This is a genomic window from Micromonospora sp. RTGN7, from assembly GCF_033804645.1.
GTDB lineage: Bacteria > Actinomycetota > Actinomycetes > Mycobacteriales > Micromonosporaceae > Micromonospora.
Genome location: NZ_JAPZLF010000001.1, coordinates 662,346 through 676,350, shown reverse-complemented (window position 1 = coordinate 676,350; position 14,005 = coordinate 662,346). Strand labels below are relative to the sequence as shown.

The following is a 14,005-nucleotide window of genomic DNA, read 5'->3' as shown; positions in this document are numbered from 1 at the left end:
GCACGGCGTAGGCCCCGAACCACCGGGGGAGGATGAACGGTGTGGCACGACACGTGATCGACGGACGGACCGCCCTCGACCGGGCGGGAGTCGTGGCCTACACCGGAGCGGCGTACTCCACGGTCAACCACTGGCACCGCCACCGCGCCCGGTTCGGCTTCCCCAAAGGCTTTCAGCACGACGGCCGTGAGTGGTTCTGGCTCGACGACATCGAGGCGTTCCACATCGCGCACCAGGCCGCGAAACGCGCCGAGCTGACAAAGGTCGACCGCCGCGGCGACTCCGACGACCTCATCGGCTCTGGTACGGCGGCAAGGGTCCTCGGCTACGGCTCGTACCGCAACCTGCCCGACACCCTGCTCGACCACCCCGACCGCGTCGAGGTGCTGCCCGACGGGCGACTACGCCGCCTGTGGCACCGGCGCACCGTGTGGAGCCGTGGCCGACGCACGCACCGGCCGGCAATCCACCGGCCGTACCCCCGGCACGACCGGTGCCCGAAAACCACACCCGTAGGCCGACGACCCTCGACTTCCAGCCGCCGTCGCGCTCCTGACCGAAGCTGACCGCACCGGGCGCGACCGGCGGGGCCTCGGCGTCGCGCTGGCCCGGCAGCTCGGCATCACCGAGCGCACCGCGCAACGGCTGCTTGCAGCCGCTTACGCGGCGAGCGGTCCCACTTCCTGCCGCACCTGAGTACCGCCCTATGTCGCCGAAACCGAGAGTCCGCCTTTCAAGCTGCTTATGGGACCACGGTTTCAGACGGTGTCCCTACGTTGCTAGCGACTAGTAGGGTAGTACCGTCTAGTTAGGATACTCCGAGAGAGTCAATGACGTGTCGAATCCAAGATCGAAGCGAGTCCGACGCAGGTCAGGCATCCAGAAGGGGAGCAGTGCGTCTCCTGTCGACATCAGTCCCCACCCGGGATCGACAGAGCCGGCTGAAATAACTGAGGCGGGGTCGGATCAACGCGAGCCGGCACCATTGGATGCGAACACCTCGGAGGGCTCGCCCGATCGGCCCTCCGACAGCCCACCGGCTCGGGTTTCGCGGCGAGGGCTAGTGCTGGGAATGGGCGGAACTGTGGCAGTCACAGTGGTAACCCTCGTCGCGGAGAATATCTACAATTGGGCAACCTCATCAGCCTCCGCCGTAAACAACGACCGCAATGTGGAGGAGGCTAAAAAAGAGTCAATCCAGAAGCAGCCACCATTTTCGGTTAATGCATACTATTACCATCGATCAACTGAGGCAAGGGTGAGGCTATTTCCGCAACGGTTGACTGCCAAGGAGGAGCAGCAGCTACTCGCCCTGCAGCGAACGTTAAAAGAAGTACCGGAAGGGCTCGAAGTTGGATTGCAGGCGGTGGTGCAATTCTCCCGCCAGGGAACTCCTCGCCTGTTGACTCGAGTCCGGCTATCGATAGTTGGCGGCTGGACCCAGCCGATTTTTGTGAGACAACTACGCGCCAAGGTGCTGCAGCGCTCTCCTCCTCTGGCAGGGGCTTACCTATTCCACGGAGATCAGGGCGGGGAGGCGCCATTGGAGATTGGATTCAATCTAGACGAGACTCGAAGCCTTGCTCGAGTTGTCAAGAAGGACGGCATTAGTCTCGGTGAAGCCTATATGGACCGTCACGTTCTAGAGCTTAAGCCGGGGGAGCCAAAATCGATCGACGTACAGGCTTTCACTGACCGATCTTACTGTGAATGGGTTATAGAGCTAGACTGCGACCTGGGAGACGAAAGACGCACCGTGACAATCGATGACGATGGTAAACCGTTTCGAAGCACGAGGCTGGCACCTCATTACGAAGACAGATACTATGCCGGTATTGCTGGAAAATGGATAGCCGAGGGCGCTGGACCCGCCGTCTTCAAAATATGAGCGGCCGTTGGCGCCGCCGGGCTCTGCTCATGACCGTCTGGATCCTTGCTGCGGTAGCAACTTTCACCACAGCTCGGATGCTGCGAACGGACGACAGCGGAGATCGAGGAAAACCGCAGGTCGCCGCCACTGATGCCGCTGGTGTAGACGGTGCGATAGACGTGACTGCTGCTTTCAACTTGGCTGTGCACAGCCCTGAGACGACTTGGCAAATTACTGAAGACCAGGCTCGGAAAGGCCCACCTCGGGAAGTGGAAAACTGTCGCCAGTTCGCAGCATGGGCGCAACAGAATGGGGCAATTCAGGTTGGCATTGAGCCCATCCATATCCTGTCACTGCAAGCACGGCGCCCCATTGATGCACTTTCCATAAGTGTCGAGGCGAAACCTGTTGCACCGACACGCCCCCGACCTGAGGAAGGTCCATGGGTTGCGATGACTTGCCGCAACGATGGATCAGGTCCTAAGGCTTCCCCTGTAGGCGGTCTTCGGCCCGAGAGCGAGGTAAGCCCAATCGAACCTTACGTTCTCAGCGAAGGGCAAACGCTCGAACTGCCAGTTACCCTGTCTTCAGAGTTGTTTCCGTCAAAGGTCTCTGACTATGTGCTAGAAGCGATAATCGAGGTCGACGGAGTTTTGGAATCACATGAACTGAGGAACGGGAACGGCTACTACCGTTGCTGCGGACGCATCACCTTTATGGGATATCTCTCCGCCACCTACGAGTGGACGCTCTCACCCGTGCGACACCTTCGACAATGTGAAGAGTTGCGGTACGTGGGCAAGCCACCGCCACAGAAGTGTTCTATCAGCAATCGATGACGCCGTCTCGTCCTTCGTGTCATGGTCAATGCTGTGTACCACGACGATCCGATGTTTTGCGGGCCTGGCCCAGGGCCCCGGCAAAGTTGTGATGGTGTCCGGCTTGAGTGGTTCGGAGTGGAAGCGCCGTTTTTGGTGGCAGCAAGACGGGCATGACCGGTTCAGAAGATCATCAAGGTTCTCTACGCCACGGTGATCTATCCGAAGTGAGTCATGCTCGCCCTGTCATCATCGCTGATCTCATCCTTGTCCTGCGCCGGCTCTGACCGTGCCCGAAACCGCTGGTGGGCTGCCTGATCCGCGAGCCCGGCGAGGTATCCGGCACCGACTGCCGGTCGTGGTGACCGCCGCGGTCTGTGCCGTGGTGGCCGGCTACCGCTCGTATGCCGCGATCGCCGAATGGGTCGCCGATGTTCCGGACACGACCGTCCTGGCCCTGGGCATCGCCCCGGATCGGCGGCCGTCCGAAACGATGATCCGCCGGCTGTTTGCAGGCCCTGGATCCGCAGTTGCTGACCGCGGCGATCGGCGGATGGCTCGCCGGGCGGGCCACGGCCGGCACCTCGTCAGGCCGGCGGGCGATCGCGGTCGACGGCAAGACGCTGCGCGGATCCCGCACCACCGACACCGCCGCCCGGCATGTGATGGCCGCCTGCGACCAGGCCAGCGGTGTCGTCCTGGCCGACACCGACGTGGACGGCAAGACCAACGAGATCACCCGCTTCGCCCCGTTGCTGGATCAGATCGGCGATCTGCGCGACGCCGTGATCACCGCCGACGCGCTGCACTGCCAGCGTGACCACGTCACCTACCTCGCCGAACGCGGCGCGCACTGGATCCTGACCGTAAAAGGCAACCAACCGAACCTGCACGCCCAACTCACCGCCCTGCCCTGGCGGGCCGTCCCGGACGCCACCCGCGACACCGACCGCGGACACGGCCGCCGTGAGATCCGTGCCCTCAAGATCCTGACGATCTCCACCGGCATCGACTTCCCCCACGCCGCCCAAGCCATCCAGATCCGCCGCCGCAGACACCGACTCGACCAGCCGAAACGCTTCACCACCGAAACGGTCTACGCCATCACCGACCTCCGCGTGCACCAAGCGAGACCAGCACAACTGGCCACCTGGATCCGCGGGCACTGGTCGATCGAGAACAAGGTCCACTGTTAAGTCGGCCTGGAGCGCGGTGTCGGGGTTACCCCCGATCCGTTTCACCAGGCCGCTCGCCGAACCCGGCGTGCCTGTCTCCAGGCACCGGGCTCTCCACGGCCGTCGCCGTCAGGTTGGTCGCGTCAGCCGGAGCCACGGGTTGGGGATCGCTGCGCCTCGATAGCGGTAACGGGTGACCGTGACCGAGGCGAGGTCGAACAACGCGATCCCGTCTGCTGCCAGCGGTTTCCACCGTCCATGCGTGGTGAACCGATGGCGGAACTGCGTCCACGTCCACCGGTGTAGCGTCCGCCACCACCGTACGACCCTGTTCCACACGAAGTGGGCCAGCTGCCGGAAGGTGTTCTTGGCGACCGCGTGCCGGAAGTACGTGGACCAGCCGCGCAGGATCTGCCCGAGGCGGATCAGCACGGCTGCCGGGTCCTGCCGTGATGTCCTGCGGGTCAGGGCACGCACCTTGCTCTTCAACGACCGGATCGGCCGGTCACCGAGGAACGTGTAGACGTGCCACTTCAACGACCCCCTCTTACGCCGTCGTTGGATTCGAAAGCCGAGGAAGTCGAACCCTTCGTTCATGTGGACCACGCGGGTCTTCTCTGCCGACAGGCGGAGCCCGATCGTGGCCAGCACACTCGCGATACTCTCGCGCAAAGCCTCGACGTCGTCTCGCTCACCGCTCACCAGGACCGCGAAATCGTCCGCGTAACGGACGATCCGCCAGTTCGGCAGGCCCTTCTGACGTCGATACCGGCGGCGGCCGTCGGTACTCATGATCCCACCCGGCTTCCACGGCGCGTGGACGTGCTCATCGAGCACGCTCAGCGCGATGTTCGCCAGCAGCGGGGACAAGATCCCGCCCTGTGGTGTTCCCGTGGCAGTTTCCTCAACATCACCGAGTTCGGTCATCACCCCGGCTTTGAGGAACGCCTTCACCAGCGCCAGCACACATTTGTCCTTGATCCTCAACCGGACCCGGTCCATCAACGCGGTGTGATCGATCTCGTCGAAACACGCCTTAATGTCGGCGTCCAGCACCCACAGGTAGCTTCTGCTCCCGAATAGGTGGATCTCAGCAATCGCGTCCTGCGCCCGCCGCCGGGGCCGAAACCCGTACGAGACCGGCTCGAAGTCGGCCTCGAAGATCGGTTCCAGCACCAGCTTCAGCGCCGCCTGCACGACCCGGTCCGCCACGGTCGGTATCCCGAGACGGCGAACCTTTCCCGACCCGCCTGGCTTGGGAATAGCGCGTTCCCGCACTGGCAAAGGTCGGAACGTTCCCGCCTTCAACTGGGAACGCAGGTCGTCCAGGAAGCCCGGCACGCCCATCTACTCCTCGACATCGGCGACCGTCAGGCCATCGACGCCAGCGGAGCGGGCGCCCCGGTTGCCGGCGACCCGGTCGAACGCCACGATCAGCGTCGCCGGGTCGTGCACGAGATTGAACAGGTCATCAAACCGGCGGCCGGGTTCGGCCGCCGCCCAACGGTGAAGCTTGGCCTGCATCCCCGATACCCTGGCGAACGGATACCACCCCTCGCCCGGACCGCCGGGATTCCCCGGTGGATCTTTCGGCATTACAACCTCCTCCCTCCTGCAAACCGCTGCCGTCCTTCCCCATGTGACCGGGTCTCCCGGCCTCGGAGTACTACGACGGCTCCGCCCCACCCCGATCCGGTCGGTCGACGGTGGACCCAGCCCGCACCTCACGCTGGCTGCACGCGGCACTGGCAGAACCGGGGCGGTTCCCGTGTTCACTGTTGTTCGCTCGACGAAGGAGGAGCCCTGCTATGTCCCAGCGGCATCGCCACGACTACCCCGCAGCACTTCACCGTGGCCTCCCGGCGGTCAGACACAGAACCACCCAGGAGTTCCCCTCCGACACGTAACCGAGGGTGCGCACCGCATCCGGCCCACATCCGCCAGGTTCCAGGCCGGTGACATCTTGAGGGACGTAAACGCAGGTTCCTCTCGTACTCCTCTTCATCCCGCTCGCCGGACCCGCACCATCTGGCAGTACTGACACGCCCCGGCTTTGTCAGGGCCGCTCCCACCTTCCCCGGCACCTCCCGGGTCAGGCTGCCCTCAGCTCCACCGCCCTGCTGCGACAGGGTCAGCGGCGAAGGTCTCTCACCTCCACTCGAAACAACAGCGCCTCACGGCGCACACGTCAGAGACGTCACCTACGACGAAGACCGCAGCCAGATCCGCACCGGCACCGGACCGAAGTCATGGCAGCTCTCCGCAACGCCGCCATCAGCGTCCTACGCCAGGCCGGCGTCACCAACATCGCCGCCGGCACCCGACATCACGCCCGCGACAGCAACCGCCCGTTGGCACTCCTCGGCATCACCTGACGCATTGCCGGGGCCCTGGTGTGCAGGTGCCGCCGGCGCTTCGACCGAGGGTGGAGACTGTCGACGAACCCGAGAGCCCGGTCGCCGCTCCAATCGCTGTCATCTCCGTCAACAACGCGCAGCCCCGGTGCCTTACCTCGGCGAAGGGCGAACCATGCTTCCCACGGCGTCACCCCCTGCGATTGGCGCCGTAGGCAAGGGGTGACGGATAGGTGATCAAGGTAGGTCACCGACTATTCACCTCGCGTCAAGCGCTGGGCACGCTTCCCGCGCTGACTCACCAGCGACTCATGATCTCCACCCAGACGGCAAAAAGGCCAGACCCGGAATTCCCGGAACTGGCCTCTGCCTGTCGATATTCAAGGTGGGCGATGCTGGTATCGAACCAGCGACCTCTTCGGTGTGAACGAAGCGCTCTCCCACTGAGCTAATCGCCCTCAGCGACGCTGACTCTACCCGACTGCGGGACCGGACCGCGAATCCGGGGGGGTCAGTTCGTCGCGAGGTAGTGCAGCAGTCGGGCCACCAGATCGATGCCGAAGCTGTACTTGAGCGAGAGCCAGACCACCGCGGCGACGAAGACGAGACCCGCGGACCCGAGGACGAATCGCACCGGCATGGACCGGCTGGTGACCCAGCGGGTCCAGCCCTGCACGTGCCCTCGGGTGAAGGCGAGCAGCCGGCGGGCCCAGTGGAACTCCACGGCCCAGATGCCCAGTCCGGCGATCACCAGCAGCCAGCCGGGGCCGGGCAGCGGGATCAGGGCGATACCGATGGTGACGACGAGGGCGCCGGCGATGGAGATGAAGATCTTGAGGGCGACCCGGCCGGTGGGGTTGGCGCGGATCAGGTCGAGGGTGGTGCCCACCCGCTGCCGGAAGCGCCCGCGGCGCCGCTCGGCGACCGCCGTTCCGCCCCCGGCTCCCGAGCTGTCGGGGCCACCCCAGCCGCGCTGATCCTTCGGCACTGCGTACCTCCGCCATTCGGCTGCACGGCCCCCTCCGTTCGGAGGGCTCGACCGAGCCGTCGCATCCATTGAGGATCGGTTAGTGACCATTTCGCCCTCCAGTGTCGCCCCGGCCCGTCACTCCATCGGACCACTGGACGTTACCGGAGTAAGTCGACGTCTGAACTACCCCGATGCCGGGCGGGATCAACCACTGGGCAAAACCGGATATCGTACAAGAATTTTCACATTCTAGCGGCGTTTCCGACCCCCTTCCCACCACTGGGTGAAGTCAGCGTATGGCGGAGCGTAGCCAGAGGTAGCACCTGAGTATGGGAAAAGCGGAACACGCGCGTTCCGCAGCGGTGCCGGGGGGAGAACGTCCATGAGTGTCATTCGACCGACGACCGTAGAGGTCGAGACGTCGCTAAGGCTCGTCGCGCCTGACGCCACGGCTCTGCCGGTGCGTGCCAGCCTGCGTTACGACCCTGCTGATCCGTATGCGGTCCATGTCCTGTTCCATGCCGAGTCCGCCGGCGGCGAGGCGGTGAGCTGGTCGTTCGCCCGCGAGCTGTTGGTCACCGGCCTGGACGAGCCGGCCGGCATCGGTGACGTCCGGGTCTGGCCGTGGGCCACCCCGCGCGGCGACTTCGTCGCGTTGGCGCTGTCGTCCCCGGACGGCAACGCCCTGTTCGAGGTGCCGCGCAGCGTCCTGGTGCGCTTCCTGCGGCGGACCTACGTCGTCGTCCCGCGTGGCCGGGAGGCCGAGCACCTGGACGTCGACACGGCGGTGAACCGGCTGCTCGCCGGCCGCTGAGAGAGACAGCCGACCCGAGCCGCGCGGATCTGCCGAGTCCGCGCGGCTCCGGCTCACCACGACCCGGGGGTACGCCCACAGCGCCCAGCCGCGCGTCCTGCCGCACCGTCGACCGGGTCCCGCAATACCCGCTCAGCCGTGCGTCGTCATCCCGCCGTCGACCGGGATGACGGCCCCGGTGAGGTACGCCCCCGCCCGCGACGACAGGTAGATCGCCGTGCCGGCCATGTCCTCGGGGCGCCCGATCCGACCGAGCGGGACCTGCTGCTCGATCGCCGCCCGGGAGGCCGGGTCGTCCAGGGCGAAGGCCAACATCTTGCTCTCGAACGGCCCCGGCGCGATCGCGTTCACCGTGATCCGCTCACCGGCGAGCTGGTGGGCGAGGCTGCGGGTGAGCATGTGCACGGCCGCCTTCGTGGCGGAGTACGCGTACACCTCCATCAACGGCACCCGGATGCCGTCGATCGAGCCGATGTTGATCACCCGGGCCGGGTCGTCGTCGGTGGCCGCCGCGCGCAGCGCCGGCAGCAGGGCGGTGGTGAGCCGGAAGACCGCCTTGACGTTGACTGCCCAGAGCTTGTCGAACGCGCCCTCCGGGTACGACTCCAGCGGCGCGCCCCAGGTGGCCCCGGCGTTGTTGACCAGCACGTCGAGCCCGTCGACCCGTTCGCGGACGGCCGCAGCCAGGCCTTCGGCCCCCTCGTCGTGTCCCAGGTCTGCGGGAATCGCCTCACAGCGCCCCTCGGCGGAGAGCTCCTTGGCCACCGCCGCGCAGACGTCCGCCTTCCGGGAAGAGATGATCACGTGTGCGCCGGCCTGCACGAAGCCCCGGGCGATCATCAGCCCGATCCCCCGCGAGCCGCCCGTGACCAGGACCGTCTTGCCTTCGACCGAGAACAGATCCGTCATGCCCATCCCATCGCTGTTCGGGGGCCGCCGGTGGTCCGCCGGGACCAGGCGCTACCGATCGGTAACCTAATCCGGCCACCGCACCGGCGACAAGCCGCCGCCAGGGGACAAGTCGCCGGGTGTGGTTGCCGCCGGGCGAACCGAGCCACGCCGGGATGCGACCGCCCCGGACCCGGGCTACCGTCGCAGATGATGGTCACCTCCGGTCAATCCTCCCCGGCAAGCCCCACCGACCAGACGACAACCCGCTCCGCCCAGGCGACAACCCGCTCCGCCCCCGACGCCGACGCCGCAGCGCGCGCCGCCGGTATCGCCGCCCTCTCGCTCGGCGATTTGGCCCCGGACGCCGAGTGGCGACGCCCCGTCCTGCTCGATGCGGACCTCGTCGTCCTGGTCACTCGCGGCCACGGCACCGCCGAGCTGGACTTCCGGGCGCTGCCCTGCCGTCCCGGCACCCTGCTGCGGGCCCGCTCCGGTCAGGCGCTGCGCTGCGTCGGGGCCCAACTCGACGCACTGGTGATCCGGTGGACGCCCGCCGCCCTTCCGCGGGATCCGGCCCTGGACGTCGGCGGCGCCGACGTGCCGGCGTACCGGCAGCTCACCGGCGAGGACGAGGACGCCGTGATCGACGAGGTGACCCAACTGGTGGGAGACCTCCGGCGGCAGCCGGACGTGCCCGCCGCCCGCGCCCTGCTCCGCCACCGGCTCGCCGTGCTGCTGCTGCGGCTGCGGCTGCTGCCCGCCGGCCCGGCGGAGGCGACAGGGCTGGCCGACGGGGCCGGGGGCGCGGCGGGGATGACGGACGTTGCCGGGGCCGGTCCGCGTGCCGAGAACAGCACCTTCCAGCGGCTCTGCCATGAGATCGAGCGCGGCTACCTGCACACCCGTCGGGTGGAGGACTACGCGGCCCGTCTCGGCTGCTCGGTGCGTACCCTCACCCGGGCCTGCCTGGCGGTGACCGGGCGCAGCGCGAAGCAGGTGATCGACGAGCGGGTGGCCCTCCAGGCCCGCCGGCTGCTCGCCGCCACCGACGAGCCGATCGCCCGGATCGGCCGCCGACTCGGCTTCCCGGAGCCCACCAACTTCGGCCGCTTCTTCACCCGCGAGGCGGGGGTCAGTCCGGGCGCGTTCCGGGCGGCCAGGGGCTGGCCGGCGCGCATCGAGCGGGAGCAGCAGTCGGACCGGGAGGGCCGCAGACAGGCACCGCACCGCGCCGACCGCGAGCAGGCGACGCACCACCACGACCGTGAGCAGGCACAGGACCACGGGCAGGCACAGGACCACAGGCAGTCGGCGCACCAGCACGACCGCGAGCAGGCGTCATGCCGCAACGGGCGTGAGCAGCCGCCGGCCGCGCGTGTCGGTGGGGCGCGGCGGTCGGACGCCCCGGCCGGCCCGCCGCGCAACCGGCGGGAGCATCCCCCGGCGGGGGGTCGGGAGCGTCCGGCGGGGGCCGGCGGCGGGCGGGACGGGACGCCGGCCGGCCGGATCGTACGGCCACGACCGCCCACTGACCCGCCCGGGAGGACGGCACGGGCATGATGAGGGGGTGCAGATCTCCGCGCGTGGCGACTACGCGGTACGGGCAGCCCTGAGCCTGACCACCGCGTACCCCTCCCTGATGTCCACCCAGGCCATCGCGGCGGAGCAGGACATGCCGCGCAAGTTCCTGGAGGCGGTTCTGGCCGACCTGCGCCGGGCCGGGCTGGTGCGGGCCCAGCGGGGCGCGGAGGGCGGCTACACGCTGGCCCGTCCGCCGAAGGAGATCACCATCGGCGCGATCCTCCGTGCGGTCGACGGCCCGCTGGCCGGAGTGCGCGGGAGGCGCCCCGAGGAGACCAGCTACGAGGGGTCGGCGGAGAACCTGCCCCGGCTCTGGGTGGCCGTCCGGGCGGCGGTGCGACAGGTGGTCGACGAGGTGAGCCTCGCCGAGATGGCCAGCGGTCGACTGCCCGGCCACGTCCGGCGGCTGATCGCCCGCCCAGACGCCTGGGAACCCCGCTAACCCCCCACCCCCACCGCCCCGCGGTGATCATGAAGTTATTGCACGACACGCCGGGGCGGACGGCAATAACTTCATGATCACCGCGCAGCCGGGCGGGGGTGGGGGTGGGGGGTGGGGGGTTACCGGGCGGCCTTCCACGGGTCGAGGGCGGTGGTGTACGCGGTTCGGTGGCGCAGCAGCGGGGCACCGTCCTCGCCCGCCCCGAGGGCCAGCGGCTCGGCGATGACGATGGTGTGATCGCCGGCGGGCACCCGATGCACCACCCGGCAGAGCAGCACGGCGAGCGCCCCGTCGACCAGCGGCACCCCGAACGGGCCGGGCGTCCAGCCCGAATGCGCGGCGAACCGGTCGATGCCGGTGGTGGCGAAGGTGCGGGCGACCTCCTGCTGCCCGGAGGCGAGCAGGTGTACGGCCACGTGCTCCGCGCGTTCGATGGCCGGCCAACTCGACGACGTCCGGCCGAGGCAGAACGACACCAGCGGCGGTTCCAGCGACACCGAGGTGAACGAGGTGGCGGTGAACCCGGCCGGCGGCAGCGGCGGGCGACCTCGGCGAGCGGAGTGCCCGGGCGCGGTGACCACGGTGACGGTGGCCGCCTGGCGGCGCAGCAGGGCGCGGAACAGGTCGGTGTCGACCGGGCGCAGCTCGACGGCTCCGACCGCCGGGCGGTCCACGGTGGTCACGCCGTCACCGCCGGCGCGGCGGAGGGGCCGAACGGGCGGGACAGCCGACCCCGGGCGGGACGGACAACGGCGGCGGTGGAGGGCGGCGTGGTCGGCAGCGGGCGCGAGGATGGGGACACGGCTGTCTCCTGATCTGTCGATCCGGGGAGGTCCACGAGGGTTGCGGTGCGGCCCTGCGGTTCGGGACACGGACGGCACGCCGCTCCGGTGGGAGCGGACGGGCGGGGAGCACGTGGTGACGGAGGCCGAGCCGACTGACCGGTCAGCTCAACAGAGCGCGCTCGCGTGCCGGGCCAGGTCGACGTGCGCACGTGCGATGCGGAGGAGCTCGTCCCGCTGCGACATGACCTCATGTTGCCCGCGTCCCGCGCGGCCGGTCAACGAACTTCCACAGGATGAGATGCGCATGTCCTGATCCAGTGCACATGGCCTTCACCAGCATGTTCCACCCCCACATAACCCACCCGTTGGGTGGAGATTCTCCGGGCAGAACGGCGCACGGTCCAGTGGGGACACGGATGGGTTTCAGAAATCGCCGTTTCGGGCATGTTCGATGACGACACGGCAGGGATAACGGTGACGAAGGGAGCCCCGCGATGGGCCTCATGTTCCGCAAGCGCAAGAAGTACGGCCCGATCATCCTGAACTTCACCGAGAACGGCTTCTCCTCGTGGAGCATCAAGATCGGCCGCTGGTCCTGGAACTCGCGAGCCAAGGCGCACCGCGTCGACCTGCCCGGCCCGCTGTCGTGGAAGCAGGACAAGTCCCGGTCGTGACGACCCGGGGGTGAAACGGGGCGCCGGTGGTCCACCGGCGCCCCGTTTCACGTCCACGCCCCGTCCGACGCGGCGGCTACCGTTCCGCCACGCAGACCCCGTTCGACGCCTGGGTGTCCATCGTGCTCAGGCAGCTGACCCGTCGCCCGGGGCGGCGGTGATCACGACGTCCCCACCGAGCCGGCCGTCCTGCGGGTCGCGGGTCACCGTCGCGGAGTCGAGCAGACCGGCCACCGCCCGGGTCGCGTCGGCCACCCGGAAGGGCGTGGCGGTGAGGGCGTACCGGCGCAGCTCGGTCACCGTGCGAGGGCCGAGGCGGCCGAGCTCGGCGAGCAGCTCCCGCCCCAGCGGGCCCGGGTCCGGCTCCCCTACGACGTCGATGATCCGCCCCTGCGGGTCACCCGGGTCGCGGTAGCCCGCTCCGGCTGCACCGACGGCCCAGAGCGCGTCCTTGAACGCCTGGAGGCTCCGGTCCGACGTGGTCGCGAACGCGATCCGCCGCTCCTCGGCATCCTTGGCCGCCTCGACGGGCACGATCAGCTCGACCTCGGCGACCAGCGGGAATCCGGCCGCGTCCAGCGCCGGGCGCAGGGGCGAGCCGGGGCCGTTGATCAGCAGCAGGTCGGCCGGACGGCCGGCCCGCACGGCGGCCAGCAGGGCCGGGGTCGGATCCGCCCCGTGGGCCACGGTCAGCAGCGGGGCCCCGGCTGCCCCGGCGGCCTTGAGCGCAACCGGCAGGCGCGTCGGGTCACCGGGCATGACGTGCACGGTCACCTCGGCGGGCAGGGTGGCCTCGACCGCGCCGAGCCGGGCCGGCAGCGTCTCGTCGCCCTCAGCCAGCACCAGGACGGTCAGCCGGAACCCGCGCAGCCGGTCGGCGAACTCCGCCACCGCCCGCAGCGCGGCGTCCGCGCCCCCCGCGTCGGACCCGGCGTACGCCAGGGCGAAGGTGGCCCGCCGGGCGCGGTGCAGCGCCGCGGGCAACCAGGCGTCGAGCTGTCGGACGAGCAGCTCGCGGAGGACGGAGTCGATCGGCATCCTGTCGTTCTACCGCACCGCCCACCCGGCACGGACAGGCAGCCCCACCCGGACACCCGGTCAGCTGGGGACGGAGATCCCCACCCCACCGCGCGTCTGACCGCCGTAGCGCTGCCGCTCGCGGTCCAGGTCGAGGCGGCCGATCCGCTTGCGGGCGGCCAGCGTGGCGTCGTCGAGCCGGTCGGCCGGGACCAGCCAGACGATCTCGAACTCCAGCCCGTCCGGGTCCTGGCCGTAGAGGCTCTTGGTCGTGCCGTGGTCGGAGGTGCCCACCAGCGCACCGGCGGCGGCCAACCGCTCGGCGGTGGCGGCAAGCTCGTCGAGGGTGTCGACCTCCCAGGCCAGGTGGTAGAGGCCGACGGTGGACCGGCCTGCGGTGGAGTGCCCGGCGCCCCGGCCGATCTCGAACAGCCCGAGGTCGTGGTCGTTGGTGGAGCCGGCTGCCTGGAGGAAGGTGGCGCCCCGGAACCCGTCGGGGGTCATCGGGACGGGACGAAAACCCAGCACGTCGCGGTAGAAGGCGACGCTGCGGGCCAGGTCGCTCACGTAGAGGACGGCGTGGTTGAGGCGGTGGATTCCCATGCCGTCCACCG

The 14,005-nt window shown here is 68.7% G+C and carries 14 protein-coding genes, 1 tRNA gene and 3 pseudogenes; 9 read left to right on the top strand and 9 right to left on the bottom strand.

The genetic code is table 11. The features are described 5' to 3' along the window. Nucleotides 1-32: 32 nt before the first annotated feature. The 4 genes and pseudogenes from SNR22_RS02930 (at nucleotide 33) to SNR22_RS02915 (ending at nucleotide 3,884) form a co-directional block, all read left to right on the top strand. Nucleotides 33-696, top strand: a pseudogene (locus SNR22_RS02930) (hypothetical protein). A gap of 388 nt (nucleotides 697-1,084) precedes the next feature. Continuing rightward, nucleotides 1,085-1,888 (top strand): hypothetical protein, encoded by an 804-nt coding sequence (locus tag SNR22_RS02925; protein WP_320064843.1) that lies wholly within the window; start codon nucleotides 1,085-1,087, stop codon nucleotides 1,886-1,888. Between the two features lie 1,089 nt (nucleotides 1,889-2,977). After that, nucleotides 2,978-3,142 (top strand): annotated as a pseudogene (locus SNR22_RS02920) (transposase family protein); the annotation flags it as partial. A 55-nt stretch (nucleotides 3,143-3,197) separates the two neighbouring features. Beyond that, nucleotides 3,198-3,884, top strand: coding sequence for an ISAs1 family transposase (locus SNR22_RS02915; protein WP_320064842.1), 687 nt, complete (start codon nucleotides 3,198-3,200; stop codon nucleotides 3,882-3,884). Nucleotides 3,885-3,992: 108 nt separating this feature from the next. Here the strand turns inward: SNR22_RS02915 and ltrA are convergent, their stop codons facing one another. Together ltrA and SNR22_RS02905 are read right to left on the bottom strand one after the other, a co-directional pair. Beyond that, entirely contained in the window at nucleotides 3,993-5,204 is a 1,212-nt protein-coding gene (ltrA, locus tag SNR22_RS02910) for a group II intron reverse transcriptase/maturase (protein ID WP_320064841.1), read from the bottom strand. A gap of 6 nt (nucleotides 5,205-5,210) precedes the next feature. Next, nucleotides 5,211-5,387, bottom strand: a complete 177-nt coding sequence (locus SNR22_RS02905) for a hypothetical protein (protein ID WP_320064840.1) — start codon at nucleotides 5,385-5,387, stop codon at nucleotides 5,211-5,213. Nucleotides 5,388-6,112: 725 nt separating this feature from the next. Between SNR22_RS02905 and SNR22_RS02900 the strand changes: the two genes are divergently transcribed. Beyond that, the gene (locus tag SNR22_RS02900) at nucleotides 6,113-6,238 is read left to right on the top strand and encodes a hypothetical protein (protein ID WP_320064839.1); all 126 of its coding nucleotides are present in this window, start codon (nucleotides 6,113-6,115) and stop codon (nucleotides 6,236-6,238) included. A gap of 365 nt (nucleotides 6,239-6,603) precedes the next feature. Here the strand turns inward: SNR22_RS02900 and SNR22_RS02895 are convergent. Together SNR22_RS02895 and SNR22_RS02890 are read right to left on the bottom strand one after the other, a co-directional pair. Continuing rightward, nucleotides 6,604-6,675, bottom strand: a tRNA-Val gene (locus SNR22_RS02895). Between the two features lie 53 nt (nucleotides 6,676-6,728). Further along, nucleotides 6,729-7,274: a TIGR02611 family protein gene (locus tag SNR22_RS02890; RefSeq protein WP_320064838.1), complete on the bottom strand. Its 546-nt coding sequence runs from the start codon at nucleotides 7,272-7,274 to the stop codon at nucleotides 6,729-6,731. A 295-nt stretch (nucleotides 7,275-7,569) separates the two neighbouring features. Here SNR22_RS02890 and SNR22_RS02885 point away from each other — a divergent pair, with 295 nt between their 5' ends. Next, complete coding sequence (locus tag SNR22_RS02885) at nucleotides 7,570-8,001, top strand: SsgA family sporulation/cell division regulator (protein ID WP_007457244.1); 432 nt, start codon at nucleotides 7,570-7,572, stop codon at nucleotides 7,999-8,001. A 132-nt stretch (nucleotides 8,002-8,133) separates the two neighbouring features. Here SNR22_RS02885 and SNR22_RS02880 read toward each other — a convergent pair whose 3' ends face one another. Continuing rightward, on the bottom strand, nucleotides 8,134-8,910 hold the full coding sequence (locus SNR22_RS02880) for an SDR family oxidoreductase (protein WP_320064837.1): 777 nt from the start codon (nucleotides 8,908-8,910) through the stop codon (nucleotides 8,134-8,136). Nucleotides 8,911-9,099: 189 nt separating this feature from the next. Here SNR22_RS02880 and SNR22_RS02875 point away from each other — a divergent pair. Beyond that, nucleotides 9,100-10,044 (top strand): annotated as a pseudogene (locus SNR22_RS02875) (helix-turn-helix transcriptional regulator); the annotation flags it as partial. Nucleotides 10,045-10,459: 415 nt separating this feature from the next. Next, a complete protein-coding gene (locus SNR22_RS02870; RefSeq protein ID WP_320064835.1) occupies nucleotides 10,460-10,915 on the top strand; it encodes an Rrf2 family transcriptional regulator in 456 nt (151 codons plus the stop codon). Nucleotides 10,916-11,034: 119 nt separating this feature from the next. On the opposite strand, the gene SNR22_RS02865 is transcribed toward SNR22_RS02870, so the two are convergent. Both SNR22_RS02865 and SNR22_RS02860 read right to left on the bottom strand, forming a co-directional pair. After that, nucleotides 11,035-11,598 carry a flavin reductase family protein gene (locus tag SNR22_RS02865; protein WP_320064833.1) on the bottom strand — a complete coding sequence of 188 codons (564 nt, stop codon included), beginning with the start codon at nucleotides 11,596-11,598 and terminating at the stop codon, nucleotides 11,035-11,037. Then, nucleotides 11,595-11,717 (bottom strand): hypothetical protein, encoded by a 123-nt coding sequence (locus SNR22_RS02860; protein ID WP_320064831.1) that lies wholly within the window; start codon nucleotides 11,715-11,717, stop codon nucleotides 11,595-11,597. Before SNR22_RS02860 ends, SNR22_RS02865 begins: the two co-directional genes overlap by 4 nt. A gap of 477 nt (nucleotides 11,718-12,194) precedes the next feature. Here SNR22_RS02860 and SNR22_RS02855 point away from each other — a divergent pair, with 477 nt between their 5' ends. Continuing rightward, a complete protein-coding gene (locus SNR22_RS02855; RefSeq protein ID WP_320064829.1) occupies nucleotides 12,195-12,374 on the top strand; it encodes a DUF4236 domain-containing protein in 180 nt (59 codons plus the stop codon). Nucleotides 12,375-12,500: 126 nt separating this feature from the next. Here the strand turns inward: SNR22_RS02855 and SNR22_RS02850 are convergent, their stop codons facing one another. Together SNR22_RS02850 and SNR22_RS02845 are read right to left on the bottom strand one after the other, a co-directional pair. Then, nucleotides 12,501-13,412 (bottom strand): hypothetical protein, encoded by a 912-nt coding sequence (locus tag SNR22_RS02850; RefSeq protein WP_320064827.1) that lies wholly within the window; start codon nucleotides 13,410-13,412, stop codon nucleotides 12,501-12,503. A gap of 60 nt (nucleotides 13,413-13,472) precedes the next feature. After that, nucleotides 13,473-13,994 (bottom strand): VOC family protein, encoded by a 522-nt coding sequence (locus tag SNR22_RS02845; RefSeq protein WP_320064825.1) that lies wholly within the window; start codon nucleotides 13,992-13,994, stop codon nucleotides 13,473-13,475. Between the last annotated feature and the right edge of the window lie 11 nt (nucleotides 13,995-14,005).